Here is a 21,250-nt window from a genome sequence, read left to right as displayed (position 1 = left end):
AGTCCCTGAAGAATGAACATTTCCTTTTCAGCCAGCGCCATCCGGGTGCCGGCTCCCGCCAACCCGAGCGTTCATGCCCGGGCGACGGCACACAGTCTAATACAAGCTGCGGGGTATTCGGTACCCTGCAAGCATCTGCTGTGTGAACGGGTTGGTATTACTGGCTGCATGCAGGCGGTAACGCATCTCGCCATCGTCCACTTTGAACATCACATCCACCGCATTACTGCTGACTCCGGTGATTTCTGCTTTGTTCAACAGCCGGAAGAGCGCCCAGGGGCCACGTTCGGAAATGCTGCGCGGTGAGCGGTTCACCTGTATCGGCACCAGGGTAATGCGGCTTTCGACGCTGTCACGCAGCGTGTTCGGCCAGACCAGCGGGATGCTTTGCCGGGGTCCATGGGAGAACTCCACCAGTTGCCCATCGATATTCACCACGGCGCGGCGCTTGTTGTTGGTGAGGTTCAGTGGCTCTAGCGCGAATTCGACATCCAGCGTGCCACTGCGGGTGAAGAACGCCTGGCGAATCTGGCGGGCCCGTTCCAAGGCGGCTCGCACATCGCGGCGCACCAAGCTCGCGCGACGGGCATCGCCGACCTGTTCAGGGTGGTCTTCCAAAAACAGCTTCAGATTATTGTTGTAGAAAGACTCCAAAATACCGTCCGGGGCGAAGAAGCGCTCGAAATCCTGCAACGCTGCGTCCCGGTTCGCGTCTGCCGCAAACGGGTAATGTCGAGCGAGGGTTTGCTGGAACGGCTGATACACTTCCCGGTACCACTCCCGCTCAAGCTGGGCCACGGCACGATCAAGCACCACTCGCCAGCTTTCGGTAGCCAGTCGGCTTAACAAGCGATTCAGCGGCTCGGGCTGATGACTAGCCATACGCTGGAGCGTAAAGATGGGGTCGGAGCCCTGCAAAGCCATGCGAGCGCGGGCGGCGCTCAAAGCGGCTTTGCCGGAATCCGGTGATTCCTGAATGCTGCGCATGTACTCGTGCAACTCGGCTACCACCACCATGACTTCTTCCAGACCACTGGGCTGGTCGCTGTTTTTGCGAGTCAGCCGGTTCAGGTCGTCAAACTGGCGCTCGATGTCCTGCAGCATTCGGTAATGCGGCGACTCCTGCAGCAGTTTTCGAGCCACTTCGGCCTCACCTTCACCGGCAGGAATCAGCTTGGTATTGGCCTGCACCTGGCCAAGCATGCGTGCCAATGGCTGATGGCCGCTGGTCAAGCTTTCAAGGATACGCACGCCATGATTCAAGTCTTCAAAACGGTGCACATCGATTCGGCTGAGCGCGGTGCGCCACACGTTGGCGTAGTTTTCGGCATACAGAGTCTGCAAGCTCGACAGTAACTCGGCTTCATCAGCTTTACTGAAATCCACGTCGTTCCGGCGCCCTAACACCCAGGCATCGACCAAGGCCAGTTCCGTTACCGAGCTTGATTGACGCAGGAACCATTTTTCCAGGCCGTCCCGGGTCAACAGTGCCGGAATGGAGAGCGGGTCGTCCTCTGCCGGCAAGGCGTCGCCCTGCGGCTCGCCGTAGGCATCCACGCAAGTGAAGACGGTGGCAAAGGCCGGGCCAGAGCTACGCGCCAACTCCAGCGGCGACTGAAAATCCCGACCGGCTTCAACTTTCAGATCACGATACACCCTGTCCGGGGTGCTGATCCGACCCAATTCGTGCTGCGCCCACTGCACACTGCTCCGGAAAGGTGCCAGTGCCATGCTCGCCGCCTGATCACCTTCGGCGGCCATACCCGCAAGGTTGGTGTGCGCCATCGCGTACTGCAGATGGCTGTGCAGCCGGTTCTGTACTTCCCGCTGGCCGGGGAAACGCGCTTGCCAATATTCGCGCATGTATTCCGATACGATGTCGCCACGGCGGCCGCTTTCGTCATACATCATGCGCAGAACCCGCAAGTGCTCCAACCGCTCAGTGCTGTTATCCGGCGCTTGCCCCATCTCTTCCATCACACCGAACATCAGCGCCGGAAGGTATTGATAGGCCAGCATATCCAGATAGGCAGCATCCACTTCCGGCCCAACTTTATGGCCTTGATACAGGCCCATATCGGTGACCAGGGGCCACTCTTTACGGTAGTCGCCGAACGCCAGGGTGGCTTCTCGAAGCTCATCCAGTGGTTGTAGCAGGTTGCGGCCGGTTGTGTCCGGCTCGTAGCCAACCGGCTGCCAATCGTTCAGGAAGGCGTTAACCCGGTTTTCCACCTGCGCCGCAGCTTCGGCATTCTTGATGAAATAGTGCTGCCAGCCGGCCGTCATACCTGCGCCGGCACACAGAGCGACAATTGAAGCCATCGCGACTTTGCGGTGGCGCTTTTTGATCACTTTTCGGTTATCACCGGCCAGACCGGCCTCGCGATAGATCACACCCGGGAACAGGTTCTTGGTGAACAAACTGACTGACTGGGCATTCCGCTGCGCCGGTTGAATCGGACCGCTCATCTGGTAATTGCGGGCAGCGGCAGCCACGAAGGCATCTTCAGGCACCCCTTCCTGCAGAACGGAGGTGAAATAGGTGCCCCGCACCAAAGCCGGTGTCGAGAAAGCGTCAGCGGACAGCAAGTCGCTGAGGAACTGCTCTACCGCCGGCTTGAGGCCCGCCAGCTGGCGCGTGAAGGAATACGCTGCCGCCCGCTCTTCAGCGTCCCGAGTATCGGCAAGCACGTCTGGTAAGCGCTGGCTCAGCTCATCCACCAACTCGCTGTATTGTTCCGCGAACTGTTCAAGCCATTCGTCGTGATCTTGCTGGTTATCCAGCTGGAAGGTGAAGCCGAGCGCCTGATCTTTTTCAGCCTTCGACATGGCTCTAACGAACGGGGCAAAGCCGTACATCAAGTCCATTTTGGTGAAGGTGACGTACACCGGCAGGCGCGAGCCCAACTGCTCCATGAGCTCCCTTATCCGGGTGCGTAATAAAATGGCGTGGGTTTCCCGCTGTTGCTCATTGGCCGTGCTCAATCGCGCCAAATCGACGGCAAGGATCAGGCCGTTCAGCGGTCTTTGCGGGCGGCTGTTTTCCAGCCAGCCGATGAAGTGGTTCCACAACCGGTTCTGGATTTCACCCGAGGCCCCTTCTCCCTGATTCTGGCTTAGCAATTCGCCGTCTGGATCAATCAGAACGCCGTTATCACCAATCCACCAATCGAAACCGAAGGGGTTGCGATCGCCCCGGTTATTGCGGGTGACGTTGGTCAGGGTGTAGGTTTGCCCCGAGCGCTGAATCAGGCTTGTTTTACCGGCATCTTCAAGCCCCATCACCAAATACCACGGCAGGCGATACAAACCTTTTCGGCCCGGCAAGTTGCTCTTGAGTGCCTGTAACTGGCGATCCAGCAACCGTTGTTGCCGGCGCTCCATCGGTAGAATCGGGTCTTCTTGCTCTTGTTGCTCGGCCGCTTTGGCCTTATTGACCTTGCTTAACCGGCGAGCCAGCGCCATGCCCCAGAATATGACCACCAGCAGAACAACACCGAGAGTCACCAGCGCCCGCATCTGCCACGCCATCAACGGGTACTCGCCGTTGATCTCCAGCCGTGGCCCTAACCACCAAGTCGCAACCAGCAGGGCGATCACGCCCAAGGTCAGCGTGACCGGGGCGGCGTTACGAAGGTATGGCAGCAGCCATCGACCAATGAGTAATGATTTTCTCCACATGGTTTCCATTCCTGCGTTTAATGCGTGTGGCGGTTATGCCAGCCGTTCCATTTGTTTGATCAAAGCCGGTTCCCAGTCTTCCAGAACCAACCCGTGAACCTGCCCTTGCAGGTCCTGAATCTGTTGTGCAGCCATGGCTTTCAGGCCGCTTTCTTTCATCAGTTTTGCCGTCGCCAGGCGCCAGTAGAATTTCTCCCTAGGCTCGCGAGCGTCGGCCAACCCTTGCTCCAACAACTCCAGAGCGGATGACAGCTTGTTCTGCTGCACCAACTCAAGCGCCGTTTCCAGAGCTTGCTCCCAGGGGTTTGAACTGCCGCCACCGGCTTTGGCCGAAGCCGGGACGGTATGCATCCACTCTGCCGCTTGTTCACTGAGAAACGGTGTTTGGTCGTTGAAGGTCAACTCGGCAAGTTTCGGTAACTGTTCAACAAATGTTTTCAACGCTTCTCGTATCGCTTCCGCACAGCGGTTATGACCCAGAGCTTGGGCTGCAAGGGCGCTCAGCCAATGGCCATCGAGCCAAAACGGGCTCACCGATAAGCTTTGCTCAATGCGCTGCCACAAGTCGTTGTCGGGCGTTTTTTCCAGCGCTTCTTTGTAGTCCGCAACCCGGTCTGCACTGACGGCGGCCAAATCGGTACGAATGCCGTCCCGTGTCGGCGGCAGGCTGGTGATGTTTTGCCAAATGGCGTAACGGCGCAGCTGATAGCCCAAGGGGTTGTCCGGTTCGGTACTGGTCAACAACTCCGCCACTTTCAGCAAGCTTTGGCGGGTTGCTCGTTCGTTGCCAGGGTCCAGAGTGAGATTGCCCAAGGCCGCCGGAGCTGCGGTTGGCTGTGCCGGCGCTTGAGCAGGCTGCGTTTGCGCGGGACTTGCCGATGCAACCGTTGAAGCCAGTTGCTGGCTGCTGCTTTGATCCGGCTTTGGCAACTTATCCACAGCCCGTTTCAACTCGAACAGCGGGTCATCCGGTAAATCCCGGTTCCGCGCCTGCTCATCCAGCTTGGCAATCAGGTTCAGGCAAAACTGCCGCCCATCACCCACACTGGCATCAAAACCCAGACCGTCCACGCTTTTAACCGCACGCTGCACAATCTGGGTGAACAGCATTTTTCGGGCCCGCTGTCCCTTGGCTCCCGGGTAAGGCCACGCGTTTTCCCACCAGTCATCCAACACCCGGTGCAGCAGATACAAGGACAAGGCGAAGTGCTCGCCATCCTTGCCCTGCTGCAAGCTCAGCATGAAAAAGCCTAGTACTTTCAGGTCTTTGCTTCGGTCTGCCAGCAATTGCAGAGATTCGCTCTGCACTTTTTGCCAATTGATGTCGTTGTGAGCCAGCGAGCCCACCTTCATCACTTCGTCTTCCAGAAACTCCAGCACGGAATCGTCGGCAAGGTTGTCACCCACACCGGAATCTCCTGGGATGGCGCTGAGAACCTGATCAACGTATGGGTGCTGTTCAATCACTTGCATAGCACTCTCCTCACCAGCCACAGGCTTGTCGCAGAGGGCGAATGGCGTCGCGGTAACCGGTCAGGTCAAACAACAAGCCATCCAGTTCCGGCGCACCGGCCTGAATGCGGACATCAGGCTGGTGTACAATATCAAGCACTGAACGTATCGCCGGCAGGCCACGGCCAGCACTCACCACCAGCCCTTCATCCCGCACTCGCCACTGACTGGGTGCCGACGCCAACGCGACGTCCACCCGCTCCCGGTTGATCGGTTTCGGCAACATCACCGTCAATTCCGTGATGTTGTTGTGGCACTGGAGTGTCAGCACCGGCCGCGGAGGCTGAGCCCCCAAAGCGGCTACCGTTACCATGTGTCCGGCAGCCGAGCCGGTATTGCGGTAGATCGGACCACTGGCATCGCTTTGACCCGCTTGCGCAAAGGCCTGGCGCCAACGTTCGGGCTGGCGAATCACCGCGCCGTTGGTGCCGGTTTCGTATCGAGCCAAGGGGGTGTCAAACACCTCATCAAAGCACGCCAAGCGGACCAGCCGATTGGCTTCTTCGGTGCAGGTTTGGGCATCGCTCAGGCGGGTATCCGCTTGCCCGGCGCTGCTCATCAGCACTAGTGCGAGGCCGAGTAGTTGGGCTCGGGTTTGGTCTTTCAGGGTCATACGTCGGTTACCTGATACTTCAGACATTTATGGGCCAGTGTTCGCTTGGGTAAACCCAAACTCTCGGCGGCCTGGGCCCGGTTGCCGCGGTATTGTTGCAGGCGTTCGCGAATGATGGCGGCCTCGAATGCCTGTGCGGCGGCTTTCAGATCCCGAATTTCCTCGGCCACCGGAATGCCCGGAATCGCCGCTACGTCTGCGATCTCGGCGGCAGTTTGTCCGGCGTCCATCAGCAGGTCATCCAATCGCAGTGCCTCGGGCTGAATGTCGCCGTTGGCGGCCGTTTGCAGGCAAGCCAGTTCAATGATGTTGCGTAATTCCCGCACGTTGCCGGGGAAGTCATAGCCCGCCAGTCGCTTCAACGCGTGGCTGCTGATGCCCAGCGGCCCACTGCCTTCGCGTTCAACGTAGAGCCGGATGAAATGCCGGCTCAGCGCTTCGAGATCGTCGGTACGTTCGCGCAGCGGGATCACTCGCAGCGGGAACTGGCTGAGGCGATAGAACAGGTCCCGGCGGAACCGGCCTTCATCAATGCCTTGCTGCAGCGGTTGGTGGGTTGCGGCCACCAAGCGGAAGTCTGAAAACTGTTCTTCCCGAGCGCCCAAGGGGCGGAACTGCCGGCTTTCCAGAACCCGTAACAATTTGGATTGCAGGGCCATAGGCATGTCGCCGATTTCGTCCAGAAACAGGGTGCCGCCGTTGGCCTGCGCCAATAGCCCTTCTTTGGCTTGATCGGCACCGGAGAAGGCGCCTTTGGTGTGGCCGAACAGTTCGCTTTCCAGCAGGGTGTCGGGGATGGCGGCGCAGTTCACCACGACCATCGGGCCTTTCGCCCGTTCGGACAAATCGTGGACACCTCGGGCGACCACGTCTTTTCCACAACCGGTTTCACCTTGGATTAGCACTGAAAGCTGGCTGCTGGCCGCGCGCACGACTTGTGCCCGGAGGTTGGTCATGGCTTCGGAGTTGCCCACCAATGTGTGGGACAGTTGCTGGCAGCGCTGGCGTACGCTTTCGGCATCGTGGAGGTGATCCAGCGAGCGTTTAAGCATGCGCCGCTGCCAGACCTGGTCGCGAGTTTGCAGTTGGCTGATCCATTGATGCACCAGCAGTTGTTTCAGGCCGGTGTACAAGGGTTGGCCGAGAATGCTTTGCCAGTCGTCGTGGTCACCGCACAGGGCGAGTACGCCAAGGGTGCGGCCGTCTGCGCCGGTGAGTGGTTCGAGCCAGAGGCTTCTGGGGCAGTCGCTGTGTTCGAACAGGGTTTGGAAGCCGGTGTGGTCGAGCCGGTAGCTGGCTGCGCGGGTGAGTTCGCGCGGTTTTCCGGTTTGCAGTACGTGGGCGAAGGGGTGGCTGAAGTCGCCACAGTCGAATTCGCTGGCATCACCTAACTGGCCACAGTGGAGCGTTCGGCCACTGAGGTCGAGTTCGAGGGCCCAGCATTTGCTGAGGCCAAAGGCGTTTTCGAGTTGGCGGGTGGCTGTGTCGAGCAAGGCAGGGAGTGTGTCCTGCTTGATCAGTGCTACCGCCAGTTCTATACCGGTGTGCAGTTCCATCTGCATCCGTCCCATGCTTTCTACCCCAGAACAGTGACTTAGGAGATTGTCGCCCGCGCATCCTGCGGGGTGGCTTTCCAAAACACGCTGTGAATACATCCTTGTACGCTCCGCTCCGCCATCCATGGCTCCGCAGGGTTTTGGAAAGCCACCCCGCAGGCTACGCTCCATTTCTATTGGCCGTCAGGCAACGACCCCGGTGAACTTTCCGTCGTTCACGCCCAGCGTGACCTTGGTCACCGGTTCTCGTGCCGCCAGTTTTTCCAGCAGCGCCAGGGACACCGGTGGCAGCAATTCACCTTCGATGATCGATTCCAGCATCCGTGCACCGTTTTCGCTTCGGGTGGCGCGGCTGCGGATGGCTTCTACCAGGCCGTCTTCCAGCGCCACTTCGGTGTGGTAGCGGGCCGTGATTTGGTCAGCAAGGCGCTGGAGTTTATCGCCCACGATGCGGTTGAGGGTGTCTTCGCCCAACGGCAGGTAGGGCACCACTTCCATGCGCGCCAGCAAGGCCGGTTTGAAGAAGTTGGCCAGTTCCGGGTAAAGCGCCTCTTCGATCTTTTCCGGCTCTTCAGCGTGGTTAACGATGGTTTGGTAGCCAAGGTTGGAGGTCAGGAAGAAGACTACGTTTTTGCAATCGATCAACCGGCCTTCGCCGTCTGCCAGTTCGCCTTTGTCAAAAGCCTGATAGAAGAGGTTGAGGACTTCCGGGTGGGCTTTTTCGACCTCGTCCAGCAACACCACAGAGTAGGGTTTCTGACGGATGGCTTCGGTGAGGATGCCGCCTTCGCCAAAGCCAACGTACCCCGGGGGTGAGCCAATCAGGCGGGAAACGGTGTGTTTCTCTTGGTACTCAGACATGTTGATGGTGGTTAGGAACTGGCGGCCGCCGTAGAGCAGTTCGGCCAGTTGTACCACGGTTTCGGTTTTCCCCACGCCACTTGGGCCAACCAGCAGGAAGGCGCCCATGGGGCGGCCGGGCCGGCGCAGGTCGGCGCGGGCGGTGAGCAGGTGCTGGTGCAGGCAATCGATAGCGGTGTCCTGGCCTTTGATGTGGGCCTGCAGGTATGCCGGCAAGTGGGTGATTTTTTCCAGCTCGTCAGTGGTCATGCGGTTGACCGGTATGCCGGTCCAGTCGGCGATCACTTCAGCCACTTGACGGGCATCCACGCGGGCGTGAACCAGCGGTTCGTCGGCTTGAAGTTCCGCCAGTTCCTGCTCAATAGCCGCAGCTTCGCTTTTCAGGTCCGGGCGCTCTTCGTTGTCGGCGTCGGTCGTTGCTTCCAGAGCTTCCGACACTTCTCCGGTGAGCAGTTGTTCGCGAATTTCGACCAAACGAGCCACCAGCTCTCGCTGGTCGTTCCAGCTTTGCTCCAAGGCTTCGGATTCAGCGGTAAGCTCGGCAATGCGCTGCTCCAGCGCCTGCTCTCGTTCATTATCGACCGCTTGGCCAAGCGTGTGTTCCCGGCTCAGCAAGTCTTGTTCCATGGCCATTTGGTGCAATTCGCTGCGCACGTGGCTCAATCGACGAGGCGGGGTGCTCAGGTTCAGGCTGACCCGGGCGCAGGCGGTGTCCAGTACGTCGATGGCTTTGTCCGGCAGTTGGCGGCCGGCCAGATATCGGGCAGACATTTCAGCTGATGCTTTCAAGGCGCTGTCGGCCACTAGCACTTTGTGGGCTTTTTCGTAGACGGTGCGCAGGCCGCGTAGAATGTGGACAGCCTCACCCGGCGTGGGCTCGTCCAGCGCCACGGGCTGGAAACGGCGGCTCAGAGCCGGGTCTTTTTCGAAGTATTTTTTGTACTCGCGCCAGGTGGTGGCGGCAATGGTGCGCAGCTCGCCACGGGCCAGTGCGGGTTTCAGCAGGTTAGCGGCATCTGAACCACCTTCGCTGTTACCCGCGCCGATCAAGGTATGGGCTTCGTCGATGAACAGGATGATCGGGGTGGCCGAGCCTTTGACCGCTTCGATGACGCCTTTCAGACGCTTTTCGAACTCGCCTTTCACCGAGGCACCGGCTTGCAGCGCGCCCATGTCCAGGGTCCAGAGTTCAACGTTTTTCAGGCGGTCCGGCACATCGCCACTCACAATCCGCAGGGCCAGTCCTTCTACCACGGCACTTTTACCCACACCGGCATCGCCGACCACAATGGGGTTGTTCTTGCGGCGGCGGCAAAGGATATCGATCATTTGATCGATTTCGGCATCCCGGCACACCACGGGGTCGAGTTTTTCTTCCCGGGCCAGTTTGGTGAAGTCGGTGGCGTAGCGCGTGAGCGGGTCCATGTCGGCTTCGGTCGCTGGCTTGGCCGCACCGTTCTCTGCCAGCTGTGGGCGTTCCACAGAGCCTTCGGTTACCCGGTCGAACTGCTTACGCAGTTGTTCACGGTTAATGTCCACCAAGGCTTGGGCAACTCGTGGCATCAGGTAGCGGTCGGCGTTCATCAACAACGCCAAGAACAAGGCGCCAGAACGCAATTCGCTGTGGCCGAGTTCGGTTGAGGCCAGCAACCAGGCGTCCTGCATCAGTTCCACCAGCAAGGGTGAAAAGGACGGGTATGGCTCGGCGCTTTGTGGCTCGCCGTTCAGGCTGTCGCCCACCAGAGGCTGCAGTTGCTGATGGTTGATACCGGTTTGTTCGAGAATCTGACGCACATCGGAAAACGGCGTTTCCAGCAGTTTGAACAGCAGGTGTGCCGGCGTAATTTCCGCCCCTTGTCGGCTGATGCACAGCGCGGCAGACCCTTCCAGAGCCTGACGGGAAATCTCGTTAAGGCGCCCGATCAGCGCCGGTAGTTCTACCCGAATCACAGTGATGTCCTTATTTCGGTAGTTGTTCCAGTACGCTGAGCACATCCCTGATGCGTTCGTTCAGCGCTACGTTATACAAGTGATAAATCCCGACCATGGCCGCGGCAAACGCGCCGGTGATGAGCCAGATGGGCAAGCCCGTTCGCAAACGGTTGCGTGCCGGCACGACGTTTTCCGAGGCATCGGCCAGCGGCTTCGGGTCCCGATCTCCGCGCAGATCACGCAGCTGTTCATACAACCCGCGAACGATTTGCTCGTACTCATCACGGCCGCTTTCCATGACCTTGTAGCGGCCTTCAAAGCCCAGACACAGGCACAGATAGATGAAGCCGAGCATGTCGCGGTAGCGTTCCGGCTCTTTCTCCATGCGAGCCAGAATCGCGAACACTTTTTCGCCGCCCCAGGTTTCGTTGTGGAAACGCGAAAGCAACGAGTGCTGCGACCACACGCTGTGCGCCCCCCAGTCGGTGCCCAATACGGCTTCATCGATAAAAGCGCAAAGCACATAGCGGTACGCCACCACGATAGGCCGTTCATAGCCTTGTTCGATCAGTTCGCGGTCAATAGCCGCCACTTCATCGACAACCTGCTGGTACAGGCTTTCGACATCGTGAAAATCGGCCAACCGGCGAACCCGGATAACCAGCCCCAATAACGGTGTGGCGGCATCAATCAGGCGATTTTCTTCCAGTCCGCGCAGCTGAAAGTGGGTATCACCCAACTCGGTGCGGCGGCCAGTGTTATCGGTGTCCGCGAACAACAACTCACTGAATGCACTATCACCCGTGTCCGTGGTGGTATTTGGTCGATCCATTACCGGTGCATTGGTCATTATTTAGCTCCTGATTGCCCAGAACTGCATTTCCAGCCCCGGATAGCTTCCCGCTACGTGGAAAGCAAAGCCGCTGGCGTTGTCGAGCATTTGCCAGGCCTGGCTCTGGTCATCCAACCGGAAGTACACAAAGCCGGCGTGATACGGCAACTGGCGCGGTGCCACGGGTAACGCCGACAGCGGAATACCCGGCAGCTGCAAGCTGATGAGATCCCGTATTTTTTCCACCGACGCCACTTTGCACTGCTGGGTGAATTGCTTGCGCAGGTCGTCCAGCGGCATATCGGCTTTTACCGCCAGAATGAACTCGGCATCCTTGATCAACTGACCGTCCTGAACCGGTGCCACCGTCAGCCCGTATTGACGTTGCTGCAGAGCAATAGACAAGGCTCGCGGTTCCAGAACGGTACTCAGGGCTTGTCGCAGCACCTGCATCAGCGGGCTAAAACAGCCTTCTGGCAGATCGTGATCGTAGGGGGTGTATTCCCGCGGCATTCGGCTCTCGTCGGTAAACGTCACCAACTCGCCGCACAGTTCCAGCAAGGCTTCATACAAGCGCTCGGGGTGCAACTGGCGCAAGCGTGCCAAATGCATGAACTTAGGGTGCGCCCGGTTCAGCATTTGCAGCAGCATGAAGTCCGACACATCGGCCACACCGCCCTGCCCCGGCGCGCCTACTCGCTCGGCAATGTTGCGGGCACGCTCCTGCATCAAACCGGCCATTTCGCCGACAAATCGCTGCAAGCGAGGCGCTGCACGCACGCTGAGCATGGTGGGCAGGAAGTTAGGGTCCATCACCAAACTGCCGTCTGGCCGCTTCTCCAGAATTCGGCCAATGGCCAAGGCCGCGTAGGCGCTGCGATCCTCACGCTCCAGCATCAAGCGCGGTGCGACTCGCCCGACATCGATGCTGTGAGCATCGCCATCAATGGAGTGCAAATCGCGAATTTCCACAGACAACGCCCTGAAGCGCCCGGCAACCGGCGCATCCGGCCACTCCACTTCCGCCAAGGAATCACTCCCGAGAGGCAACGCCAGATACACCACCTGATTGGCCACCGAAGCATCGGTAATTTCCAAAGGCTCTGGCATCACATCGTCTTGTGGCAGATTGAAGCGCGTGCCGTCCGGGAACAATCCCGTCGCGCGGACCAAGCCCACCCGGCCAAAACTCAGATATTCGGCGTTTAGTTCCAGATCACTGAAGCCGTAGAGGTAGTCCGAAACCGCCAGCGCGCGCTCGTTGATCTGATGTTCCAGATACCGTTGTTGCTGCTGGAAGTGCTGTGGTTTGATGAACAGGCCATCACTCCAGACCACTCGATTGCTAACAGCCATCAGCTTTCATCCGAACGTGTCAGTTTTACTTCCCGCTCACGCAGGTTGACCAGCAAGTGGTAGGTGCCACCAATGGGGTCTACCTTCACCACCTTTTTCCACTGCGATAAGTTGGGGTACGCGTAGAAGGCGATAACACCGATAAAGCGGGTGTCTTCGCTGATCTCGAACGGCTCCACAAACTTGAACTGGCCCGGTACCAGGGTGTAGTCGCTGTGGTCCACGTAGTTGCGGCCCAGCGAGTCTTCCAGGTTATTCAGTAACTGGTCGAAATCACCCGCCATCAATAGCGAACTGTCGCGAAGTTCAATGATTTGAAATGCGATCGGCGTAGGGGCCAATGACTGGTTCGGGTTGACACTCGGTTCGGCCAGCATGGTCAGATCTACCCGGCTGGGCTGATCTTCCGGGTAGCCCACAGGAATATCGGGGTCCCACAACACTTTGGCGGTTTTGGTAACGGCGTTGTAGGGGGTGCTGCACCCCACCAGCAACATAACCATCGTCAGCAAGCTCCATTTGCAGTACTTCACTAGCCATTCTCCCTCTGTAATTGGCGCAAGTGTTGGTCGTAAGCCTGGTCGAACACCTCTTGGAAAAGACGTTCAAAACCCTGCTGACGACTGGATCTAAGTTCTTGGTAGTAATGTTGATACATGTCCCAGGCCCAACGGCCTTCGTCTTCGTTGTCCTTGAGCCCACGGCGGTAACCGTGAAATCTTCTCAGCAACGCCTCCGGCGAGAAGGCATGCAGAATCGCGTCCAAGGCTTCGCGAATGGCTTCCTGCGTGGCCCGCTGGTGGTGGTTCAAGCTGTCGAGGCTTTCTCTCACCGCAGCAGGCGCAGATAGGTGAACCGGGCTACGTTCGGCGGCAAACAGGGTTTGAATGGTGCCGTGGTAATCGTTTCCCAGTCGCAGCGGGTTGTCTTCAAGGGGCTGCAAGCGGGTACGCAGCGCCTGATGCCGGGTATCTTCGCTCTGGTGCAGCGTAAGCAAGCCATCCACCACGGCTTTCAGGGTTTGCCCGGCTTCTTCCAGAAACAGCTGCATGTCTTCGCTGTCGGTAAATTCAATATTCGCCTGCAGCCCTCGCAATAAGGGCGCCCCGCTGATGTGCTGACGACTGGCATCCCGGGTGGGTGCTCGGGTGTCTGACATTCCCTGTCGCTCCTTTTCCTGATCAATCTGAATACGGGCCGTGCGGTTCACCGGCAGCCCCATCGCCACATCCCGGTTTTCCCGATATTCCTCATCCACATCGGTAGAACCGGCAAACCAGCGTTCCTCACTGGCCAGCAGTTCTGGCGATGATTGCTCACCCGATGCCTCTGGCTTCTGCCAAGGGGCCAGTGGGTCGTTACTTTGAGGCGCGTCGGCCGAATTTTTCAGTCCCGCCAAAGGCTCGCGGCCTTCTGGCAATATTTGGCGCTGGTTTGAACGCAACAGCTCGCCTTCATCCTCATTCACCAACCGATGATCTTCGGCGTTGGGCTCGTTCAACTCGCTTTGCCCTGCAAAGCCGCCCTGCAACTCCGCCCGGATTTGATACCGGCCAATGCTGACGGTATCGCCATGGTTCAGGCGCGCTCGCCGTCCACGACCTACGGGCTGGGTGCTGCTGTTGATAAAGGTTCGGCCGCTGCGATCGATCAGGCAGAAACCGCCATCCAAAAAACGCACCTCGGCATGCCCCGCTACCGCACCGGTACGGTGAGGCGATAAACGCCAGGTATCGTTGGCCGCGGTGCCTATCGAACCCCCGGTTGCGCTGAAACGGTGTTCGATGTTGGCACCACCTCCCGCTTCCGTGGGGTTGGTGATCACCAAGGTTAATTCTGCTGTTTGCGTGGTCACTCTTGGCTCCTTGCCTTAACGTCTGATCTGGATTCGAACAGCGGGGCGTTTGCTCGCCCGCTCTGGCGTCACGAACGAATTCCACCCCAAACGCACCTCTTGCCCCATTTGCATGGGCCGTATGTCTTTCGGTCGCATTTCCAGCTCAAGGTCATAGGCCAGCTGCTCCCGTGTGGCAAACTCCACCAGCTTAACCAGCCGTTCATGCTCAGCACCGTTGGGCAGGAAATCGGCAAAGCGCTGTCGGCTCAGGTTACGTAGCCGAAGTATGAATTTGCCGCTGCGGTCCCGAATGCTCGACCCTATCAACGTGTCATGGCCGAGGCTGGCATTCGCTTGCCCCAGACGAGTTTGCTGGTCTTCTGCGATCGCCACTTTTCGTAGCACCCACTGTTCAATACTGACATCATCCAGATCAAAGCAATGAGCAACGATCCCGCTGACGACTTCCGGAGACCGACTACGCCCCGCCATCAAACCGGCATACGCCAGCATTTTCGACCAGTTCACCGGCGTGGCCTCCCGGAGGCGGCGATCACCCAGCCCCGTCAGGGAAAACACCAGTTCCGAAAACCCGTCACTGGCACCCGGCTGAAATCGAATGTAATAGCGGTACTTGCGCCAGGCCCGGTGAAACAGGGTCACCAAGCGGTGGTTAAAGAAGTCCAGAAAATGCCGGCGTACGCCCAGATTCTGGCCCGCTTCCCACGCCAGATCCTCCAGGTAATACCCCGGTAACGGCGACTGGGAACCGTGTAATCCGAGAAAGCTCACTTCCATCTGGTAGGGCGCATGCTCGTGCTCCGGCGATAACGCCGACACCACATCACTGCCCGGAAACCCCAGCCCGGCTGAGGCGGAAAACCGGATGCGCTCTTGCACTGAATCACCCGAGCCGGAGCGTTCCAGATCATCGCCATGGTGCCGGTGAATCAAATCCACCAGCTGGAAAAAACTGTAGCGCCGCGCGTTGCCCAGAACGGGTTCCAGCCCGGCTACATCAGCGGCTGCTGACCTTGCTGTAACGTCCATGTGTACCGTTCCTGATTCTCTGTATTCACCACTTCCAGCTGGTGAAAGGCGTTAATGCTGGCGTAGAGCGCAAAGAACTGGCTCAACACCGTGCCAAACAGGTACAAATCGCCTTCACTGGCGAAATTCTGTTGGTCGAGTTTTAGCACTGACCGGATACCCCGCACCGGCAAACCACGCACCATCCGGTCTACCGGTTGCGTGCTGATGTCGCTGATGCCCGCCAGCCGCTTCTGAGACACCCGCTCAGCCTGGCGATCTACCAGTGCCCGAAAGTCGTATACCCGCAGCACGGTGCGCAAGGCATCCACATCGAGCATCGACAGGTAGTTCAGAGACAAGTTGGAAATCAGCGTCCATAACAAACTGCCATCCAACGTGGGTCGCAGAGTGGCGGTGGGCCGGGTAATGTTGCTGAACGAAGCGAAGGCCGGTGTGGTTTCGGTGGCCATGCAGATCTCACCCACCGCCAGCTGTTGCGGCAGTTGCCGGTTGGTGCAGGTAAGCGTTAACGAAACCGCTTCCTGGCGATTCAGGCAATCGGATTCGTCGGCGCGCACGAAGGAGATATAGTGATCGAAGCCATCGCCCCGAACGCTTTCGCGGGTGCGCACGCGGTAATACAACGCGGTGCGGCCACGGTCCCGCTCCACTTCGTGCTGAAAACTCTCAAACGCCGTATATAGGCGGGGTTCGCCCCGGCCCGAGCGACCTTCCAGCCAGCCTTCAACCTGTTCAATGCTGAACACCTCATAGTGTTCGGGGCAGCGGCTGGATGGCGAAATCCGGTACTCGGTTTCACGACCGTTCAGATCCACCGGTTCGCCTTCGTGACTGAACAAATTAACCGCTGGTGTGCAATACAACTGCAGCGAATCCCGGGTAACACGGGTATCCGGCGGCAATATGCGGCTGAAGTGGAAGCGCAGGCTGATCTCGTCGGCCTGAACCCCGGGTAGGCGCTGCTTCAATCCGGTGACATCGATAAACCGGAAGGCTTCGGGAAAGCTCAGGTACTCCTGGATAATCCGGTAGCCGGAATAGGCATTTTTCGGGTACGGCAGTATGGCTTCATCGGCCGCAAATCCCACCGGCTTGAGTAACGAGGTGGGCAGGCTGTATACGTTGTCGCCCACCACCAACTCCATGCGGCTGAGATAGTGATTGAGCCACAGGTACAGCGTTTCCGCGGTGTGGTTGTCGCCGCCCAGGTAGAAACGCAGGCTTTCCATACCCAGTTGGCTCAGTGGCTGGTCGGTGTGCAACGCCAGATCGACCGTCACTGAAGACACTTCGCGGGAATGCTCGGCGTGGGCTTCTGCCACGCTAACGGGAAAGATATCCACAGCCCGGCAAGTACGGAACCGGCACTGGGTTTGGCGGGTGCTTTCACCCACTGGCCGGCTTTTGATTTCGGTATGGCGCTCCACCCGTTGGCGTTCACTGATCGCATGCAGCTGGGGATCAAAGCGCATGATGGTGCAACTGGGCACGGGGCGCAGGTAGTTGGGCCAGAGCATGTTGAGCAATGAGTGCGTCAGCTCCGGGAATTCGTCTTCCACTTTTTCACGCAGCTTGCCGGTCAGAAAGGCAAAGCCTTCCAGAAGGCGTTCAACGTCTGGGTCGGTGCTTTGTTCGGATAGAAATCGGGTGAGCTGCGGGTGTGCATCGGCAAATTCCCTGCCTTGCAACCGCAGAAAGCTCAACTCATCCCTGTAGAACCTATTTAACTTCATGTTACTGCACCTTGACTGCTCGGTCTGACTCCGAGCCAAGATGAGGATAGTCGTTCCAAAAGACACTTCTGGCCCATCCATGGGGCGCTTGGGCTCCGCCATCCATGGCTCCGCACACTTTTGGAATGGCTATCCTCATCCTGACTCTCATACCTACCTTCAAAAACTCGGCCGCATTCCACTCAGGTTTGCAGGAGGGGATGGGGATGCTTTTCTGGCGGGAAAAAAGATGTCTGAGCGAAGCGAGTTATTTTTTCCCGCCAGAAAAGCATCCCCATCTCCTCCAACCACCAAGCTTAAACAACCCGGTAGTACCGCTTTTCATCCAACACCAGATCGATCGTGGTTCTGTCATCACTTCCCGTGACGCTCAGATAAACCGTGACCTGAAACTTCAACTGCAACGGGTTCGGGCCCGGCGGCAGCGCCACCACGTCCACCCGTTTCACTCTGGGCTCAAACTTCTCGATACACTGACGGATCGCCCCACGAATCTGGATACTCAGGTCGTGAGTACCCAAAGTGGCGTCGTTGAAATCCAGCAAGCCCAGGTCCGGAACGCTTGCGCTGTTGCCCGGATGAGCATTTAGCAAACGCACCAAATGGCGCTTGATGGATTCCACCACATGGGTCACTTCTCCCATGCCTTGCCCTGTGGGGGCGGCAGCCTGCTCGAGCCGTTCAAACAGGCTGCCGGTGTTGCGAACACCTTCAGCAGCTGTGTCGCCGAACACGGTTTAATCCTTGTCCAATCGACCAACCAGCGAAAGCTCGAAGTTCGCACCCATGTACTTAAAGTGCGGGCGCACCGCCAACGAGATCTGGTACCAGCCCGGATCGCCCTCAACATCCGACACCACAACCTGCGCGGCGCGCAGTGGGCGACGGCTGCGAACTTCCGCTGGCGGATTTTCCTGATCGGCTACGTACTGGCGAATCCAGGTGTTCAGCTCACGTTCCAGATCCTGACGTTCTTTCCAGGAACCGATCTGTTCACGCTGCAGCACTTTGATGTAGTGAGCCAGTCGGTTCACGATCATCATGTAAGGCAGCTGGGTGCCCAACTTGTAGTTGGTTTCCGCTTCTTTGCCTTCTTTGGTGTTCGGGAACTGCTTGGGCTTTTGCACGGAGTTAGCTGAGAAGAATGCGGCATTGTCACTGCCCTTACGCATGGTCAGGGCGATGAAACCTTCTTCAGCCAGTTCGTATTCACGACGGTCGGTGATCAACACTTCAGTCGGAATCTTCGCTTCCAGCTGGCCGAAAGACTCGAAGGTATGCACCGGCAAGTCGTCCACCGCGCCGCCGCTTTGCGGGCCGATGATGTTCGGGCACCAGCGGTATTTGGCGAAGCTGTCGGTCAAACGGGTACCCAACAAGTAGGCTGTGTTGCCCCACAGGTAGTGTTCGTGATCGCCGGACACATTTTCTTTGTAGTTAAAGCTGCGCACGGGGTTTTCCGTGGGATCATAGGGCGTGCGCAGCAAGAAGCGCGGCGCGGTCAGACCCAGATAGCGAGCGTCTTCGGATTCACGCAGGGAGCGCCACTTGGCGTATTTCGGACCTTCGAAAACAGCACTCAGCTCTTTTATGGCTGGCAGTTCCTGGTAGCGGTCCACGCCAAAGAACGACGGTGCCACGGAAGACAGGAACGGTGCGTGGGCCATAGCACCTACGGACGACACATACTGCAGCAGTTTCATATCCGGCGTAGAAGGGCTGAAGGCATAGTTACCCACGATGGCACCGACAGGTTCACCACCAAACTGGCCGTATTCGGCCGAGTATACGTGCTGGTAAAAACCGGTCTGGGTCACATCCGGAGCAAACTCGAAGTCTTCAAGCAGTTCCTGTTTGGTGGCGTGCAGGATGTCTACTTTAATGTTTTCGCGGAATTCAGTGCGATCGACCATCAACTTAAGGCCACGCCACGATGATTCCAGTTCTTGCAGTTTGGGGGCGTGCAGAACTTCGTCCATCTGCGCGCTGATCTTGCGGTCCAGCTCTACCACCATCTGGTCTACCAGAGCCTTGTTGACCGGCTGGCCTTTTTCGTCGCTTTTCAGCAGGTTGGCAATAAACGTTGCAACGCCTTTGCGAGCAACATCGTAACCTTCATCAGCCGGCGCCATGCGGCTGTTGGCCATAACCTGGTCAAGCAGAGAGCCCTCTGCCACGGATTCGGAGGCAGCAGATTGCTGCACAGCAGTATCAGACATACCACATCCCTTCAGTACGTAATTGATAATTGGTGTTGGGTGTAACCGGTGTCGGAAACGCGCTTATTCGTCGTTTTCGGTTGCCAGTTCCAGTTCCGCCAGCAGCGATTCCCGCGCGCGTTCGTCGTCCAGCAGCTCTTGAAGCTTGGAGCGGAAAGACGGCACATTACCGAGCGGGCCTTTGAGGGCAACAAGCGCTTCGCGCAGTTCGATCAGCTTTTTCAGCTCAGGAACCTGGCGGGCGATGCTGTCAGGGGAAAAGTCTTCCAGACTTTCGATCTGCAGATTCACCGGTAGGTCATCCGCGCCGTCTTCGAGTTTGTTGGATACGGAGGTTGAGAGCGTAAGACCAGCTTCCTTCATCACAGAACGGAAGTTGTTCTTATCCACAGAAATGGCTTTACGGTCTTCAATGGGGGTTTCTTCAGCATGGCCCTTGAAATCGCCGACCACAAACATCTTCAGCGGCAGTTCGGTTTCAGCCTGCTGATCGCCGGTGGCGGGGACATACTTGATATTAATGCGCTCTTTAGGCGCGACAGAACCTTCTTTGCCAGACATGACGTGCTCCCTGTGCAATTCATTTGCAACGTATTTCATTCCCTTGTGTCTGCCATCCTGGCAAACAACAGGCGAGACTCTACACCGGTGTTCAGGTCAGCTCAATAAGCCTTTGGCCACAATTGGCTCAAAATGTGTACTCGGGCAAACTTTTGCCAGATTGCCGTAATGCCAAGTGGCACGCGGTTTTAGTCAATGACGGGCCTGAAGCTCAAAGCTATACTTCGGTAATCCTCATAGGAAACAACCATTCACACCAAGGACCACAACGATGAGTGACCTGAAAGCCAAGTTTGAAGAGTCAGTAAACTACATCCAGACTGCCGAAGGCGATTTTCAACCGTCCAACGAACTGAAGCTGGAATTCTACGCCCTGTACAAGCAAGCCACCGAAGGTGATGTTTCAGGCAAGCGCCCCGGCATGATGGATTTCGTTGGCCGCGCCAAGTACGACGCGTGGGATAAGCTGAAAGGCACCTCCAGCGAAGAAGCCATGCAGCAGTACATCGACAAGCTCGAATCGTTGAAGTAAGCCGCTACCGTCGTAGCCGCTGGTCAGTGCCAGCGGTTGCTCCCTCTCTTTAGCCCCCTCGATTTCGCCTCATCTTTGCGCCGTTCAAACGTTTGTCATATGATGCGCGCACCATAACAAAAACAAGTCATTCGGAAGATTTTATACATGGACATTACTGAAGCGCTGGAGCAGTCACGTTCCGGCTTGGTGAACCTTGTTCAAGCTGCTATTCACAAACGCGAACTCAACCAGCGGGCAGAGCAGACCTACCTGCACTGGATCAGCCGCTACGTACTGTTTCACGATTTAAAAGACCCGGGAACCCTGTCCGACGAGGATCAGGCACATTTTCTTTCGTATCTGAACGAACAACTACGAGTGTCACGGGCCCGGCTCAACCAAGCGAGACAAGCCCTCGAGTTTTTCTACGAAGACGTGCTGGGCCAGCCGGAGCAGCAAGACAGCGCAGCGGCCTAGGCCATAGGCCAACGGGGGGAGGTTATGGCCGCTCGGTCATGTTCACGTTAAGCGCGTCGTAGGCTCGGTTCTGGGGCGGGCGGATGACGTAGTTATTACTGTGGGTCTGCCCCGGCACGACTTTCGGGTTGGCAAAACGAATATCCACCGGAATTTCAGAGCGGCCCAGATCCGTGCGTTCGTCCCTGGGTTGCAGGGCCAGTGGATCAAGATAAAAGTCCGCGTCTTTGCCTGACTGCACCGGTACACCCGCTGCAGGAGCCGCCAGCCCCCCTTCAATAACGGTGTTTGCCAATACCTCTTCATCCATTGAGCGGAAAGGGATGGTATCGATGGTGGAGCGCTCTTCGTATTCAAACACCGGGGCATCGGCATCGTTGACAGGTGCCTGTCCGAACGTTGGCAAGGATAGCCCAAGCCCTAGCATCAATCCGATGCACGCTCCCCAAAAGCCGTGGCCTGGCGTTTTTCCGATGGTGTCGTTAGCGGCATTCATGGCAATCATCCTGATCC

17 protein-coding genes are annotated in these 21,250 nt (G+C 57.9%); 2 read left to right on the top strand and 15 right to left on the bottom strand.

What is annotated here, in order from left to right; all coding sequences use genetic code 11:
- Positions 1 to 96: 96 nt before the first annotated feature.
- The 14 genes from tssM to tssB all read right to left on the bottom strand — a co-directional run bounded on the left by tssM (position 97) and on the right by tssB (position 19,746).
- Positions 97 to 3,690, bottom strand: a complete 3,594-nt coding sequence (tssM, locus tag JAO79_RS03190) for a type VI secretion system membrane subunit TssM (protein WP_199005694.1) — start codon at positions 3,688 to 3,690, stop codon at positions 97 to 99.
- Positions 3,691 to 3,714: 24 nt separating this feature from the next.
- Positions 3,715 to 5,154 carry a type VI secretion system protein TssA gene (gene tssA, locus JAO79_RS03185; protein WP_199005693.1) on the bottom strand — a complete coding sequence of 480 codons (1,440 nt, stop codon included), beginning with the start codon at positions 5,152 to 5,154 and terminating at the stop codon, positions 3,715 to 3,717.
- 10 nt (positions 5,155 to 5,164) lie between these two features.
- On the bottom strand, positions 5,165 to 5,806 hold the full coding sequence (gene vasI, locus JAO79_RS03180; RefSeq protein ID WP_199005692.1) for a type VI secretion system-associated protein VasI: 642 nt from the start codon (positions 5,804 to 5,806) through the stop codon (positions 5,165 to 5,167).
- On the bottom strand, positions 5,803 to 7,368 hold the full coding sequence (locus JAO79_RS03175; protein ID WP_199006617.1) for a sigma-54 interaction domain-containing protein: 1,566 nt from the start codon (positions 7,366 to 7,368) through the stop codon (positions 5,803 to 5,805). The genes vasI and JAO79_RS03175 overlap by 4 nt, the downstream gene beginning before the upstream one ends.
- A gap of 177 nt (positions 7,369 to 7,545) precedes the next feature.
- Positions 7,546 to 10,218, bottom strand: a complete 2,673-nt coding sequence (gene tssH, locus JAO79_RS03170; RefSeq protein WP_199005691.1) for a type VI secretion system ATPase TssH — start codon at positions 10,216 to 10,218, stop codon at positions 7,546 to 7,548.
- On the bottom strand, positions 10,184 to 11,005 hold the full coding sequence (gene icmH, locus JAO79_RS03165) for a type IVB secretion system protein IcmH/DotU (RefSeq protein ID WP_199005690.1): 822 nt from the start codon (positions 11,003 to 11,005) through the stop codon (positions 10,184 to 10,186). Before icmH ends, tssH begins: the two co-directional genes overlap by 35 nt.
- 3 nt (positions 11,006 to 11,008) lie before the next feature.
- Complete coding sequence (gene tssK / locus JAO79_RS03160; RefSeq protein ID WP_114335287.1) at positions 11,009 to 12,343, bottom strand: type VI secretion system baseplate subunit TssK; 1,335 nt, start codon at positions 12,341 to 12,343, stop codon at positions 11,009 to 11,011.
- Entirely contained in the window at positions 12,343 to 12,876 is a 534-nt protein-coding gene (tssJ, locus tag JAO79_RS03155) for a type VI secretion system lipoprotein TssJ (RefSeq protein WP_114335286.1), read from the bottom strand. Before tssJ ends, tssK begins: the two co-directional genes overlap by 1 nt.
- Complete coding sequence (gene tagH, locus JAO79_RS03150) at positions 12,876 to 14,198, bottom strand: type VI secretion system-associated FHA domain protein TagH (RefSeq protein ID WP_199005689.1); 1,323 nt, start codon at positions 14,196 to 14,198, stop codon at positions 12,876 to 12,878. Before tagH ends, tssJ begins: the two co-directional genes overlap by 1 nt.
- Positions 14,199 to 14,213: 15 nt before the next feature.
- Entirely contained in the window at positions 14,214 to 15,230 is a 1,017-nt protein-coding gene (gene tssG / locus JAO79_RS03145) for a type VI secretion system baseplate subunit TssG (RefSeq protein WP_199005688.1), read from the bottom strand.
- The gene (gene tssF / locus JAO79_RS03140) at positions 15,194 to 16,966 is read right to left on the bottom strand and encodes a type VI secretion system baseplate subunit TssF (RefSeq protein ID WP_199005687.1); all 1,773 of its coding nucleotides are present in this window, start codon (positions 16,964 to 16,966) and stop codon (positions 15,194 to 15,196) included. Before tssF ends, tssG begins: the two co-directional genes overlap by 37 nt.
- 296 nt (positions 16,967 to 17,262) lie before the next feature.
- On the bottom strand, positions 17,263 to 17,700 hold the full coding sequence (tssE, locus tag JAO79_RS03135) for a type VI secretion system baseplate subunit TssE (protein ID WP_199005686.1): 438 nt from the start codon (positions 17,698 to 17,700) through the stop codon (positions 17,263 to 17,265).
- Between the two features lie 3 nt (positions 17,701 to 17,703).
- Complete coding sequence (gene tssC, locus JAO79_RS03130) at positions 17,704 to 19,185, bottom strand: type VI secretion system contractile sheath large subunit (protein ID WP_199005685.1); 1,482 nt, start codon at positions 19,183 to 19,185, stop codon at positions 17,704 to 17,706.
- Between the two features lie 63 nt (positions 19,186 to 19,248).
- Positions 19,249 to 19,746 (bottom strand): type VI secretion system contractile sheath small subunit, encoded by a 498-nt coding sequence (gene tssB, locus JAO79_RS03125; RefSeq protein WP_199005684.1) that lies wholly within the window; start codon positions 19,744 to 19,746, stop codon positions 19,249 to 19,251.
- A 271-nt stretch (positions 19,747 to 20,017) separates the two neighbouring features.
- Here tssB and JAO79_RS03120 point away from each other — a divergent pair, with 271 nt between their 5' ends.
- Both JAO79_RS03120 and JAO79_RS03115 read left to right on the top strand, forming a co-directional pair.
- The gene (locus JAO79_RS03120; protein WP_199005683.1) at positions 20,018 to 20,278 is read left to right on the top strand and encodes an acyl-CoA-binding protein; all 261 of its coding nucleotides are present in this window, start codon (positions 20,018 to 20,020) and stop codon (positions 20,276 to 20,278) included.
- A 147-nt stretch (positions 20,279 to 20,425) separates the two neighbouring features.
- The gene (locus JAO79_RS03115) at positions 20,426 to 20,737 is read left to right on the top strand and encodes a site-specific integrase (protein ID WP_199005682.1); all 312 of its coding nucleotides are present in this window, start codon (positions 20,426 to 20,428) and stop codon (positions 20,735 to 20,737) included.
- 22 nt (positions 20,738 to 20,759) lie between these two features.
- Here JAO79_RS03115 and JAO79_RS03110 read toward each other — a convergent pair whose 3' ends face one another.
- Entirely contained in the window at positions 20,760 to 21,233 is a 474-nt protein-coding gene (locus tag JAO79_RS03110; RefSeq protein ID WP_227664305.1) for a hypothetical protein, read from the bottom strand.
- Positions 21,234 to 21,250: the final 17 nt, after the last annotated feature.

The sequence above is a fragment of the Marinobacter litoralis genome, from assembly GCF_016427555.1.
Classification (GTDB): domain Bacteria; phylum Pseudomonadota; class Gammaproteobacteria; order Pseudomonadales; family Oleiphilaceae; genus Marinobacter; species Marinobacter litoralis_A.
The sequence above is the reverse complement of the archived record's forward strand: the minus strand, read 5'-3'. Positions and strand labels throughout refer to the sequence as shown.

Coding starts and splice junctions, on each gene's coding strand:
- tssM (WP_199005694.1), bottom strand. CDS start 3,690: ATGGAAACCATGTGGAGAAAATCATTACTCATTGGTCGATGGCTGCTG.
- tssA (WP_199005693.1), bottom strand. CDS start 5,154: ATGCAAGTGATTGAACAGCACCCATACGTTGATCAGGTTCTCAGCGCC.
- vasI (WP_199005692.1), bottom strand. CDS start 5,806: ATGACCCTGAAAGACCAAACCCGAGCCCAACTACTCGGCCTCGCACTA.
- JAO79_RS03175 (WP_199006617.1), bottom strand. CDS start 7,368: ATGCAGATGGAACTGCACACCGGTATAGAACTGGCGGTAGCACTGATC.
- tssH (WP_199005691.1), bottom strand. CDS start 10,218: ATGTGCTCAGCGTACTGGAACAACTACCGAAATAAGGACATCACTGTG.
- icmH (WP_199005690.1), bottom strand. CDS start 11,005: ATGACCAATGCACCGGTAATGGATCGACCAAATACCACCACGGACACG.
- tssK (WP_114335287.1), bottom strand. CDS start 12,343: ATGGCTGTTAGCAATCGAGTGGTCTGGAGTGATGGCCTGTTCATCAAA.
- tssG (WP_199005688.1), bottom strand. CDS start 15,230: ATGGACGTTACAGCAAGGTCAGCAGCCGCTGATGTAGCCGGGCTGGAA.
- tssF (WP_199005687.1), bottom strand. CDS start 16,966: ATGAAGTTAAATAGGTTCTACAGGGATGAGTTGAGCTTTCTGCGGTTG.
- tssC (WP_199005685.1), bottom strand. CDS start 19,185: ATGTCTGATACTGCTGTGCAGCAATCTGCTGCCTCCGAATCCGTGGCA.
- tssB (WP_199005684.1), bottom strand. CDS start 19,746: ATGTCTGGCAAAGAAGGTTCTGTCGCGCCTAAAGAGCGCATTAATATC.
- JAO79_RS03120 (WP_199005683.1), top strand. CDS start 20,018: ATGAGTGACCTGAAAGCCAAGTTTGAAGAGTCAGTAAACTACATCCAG.
- JAO79_RS03115 (WP_199005682.1), top strand. CDS start 20,426: ATGGACATTACTGAAGCGCTGGAGCAGTCACGTTCCGGCTTGGTGAAC.
- JAO79_RS03110 (WP_227664305.1), bottom strand. CDS start 21,233: ATGAATGCCGCTAACGACACCATCGGAAAAACGCCAGGCCACGGCTTT.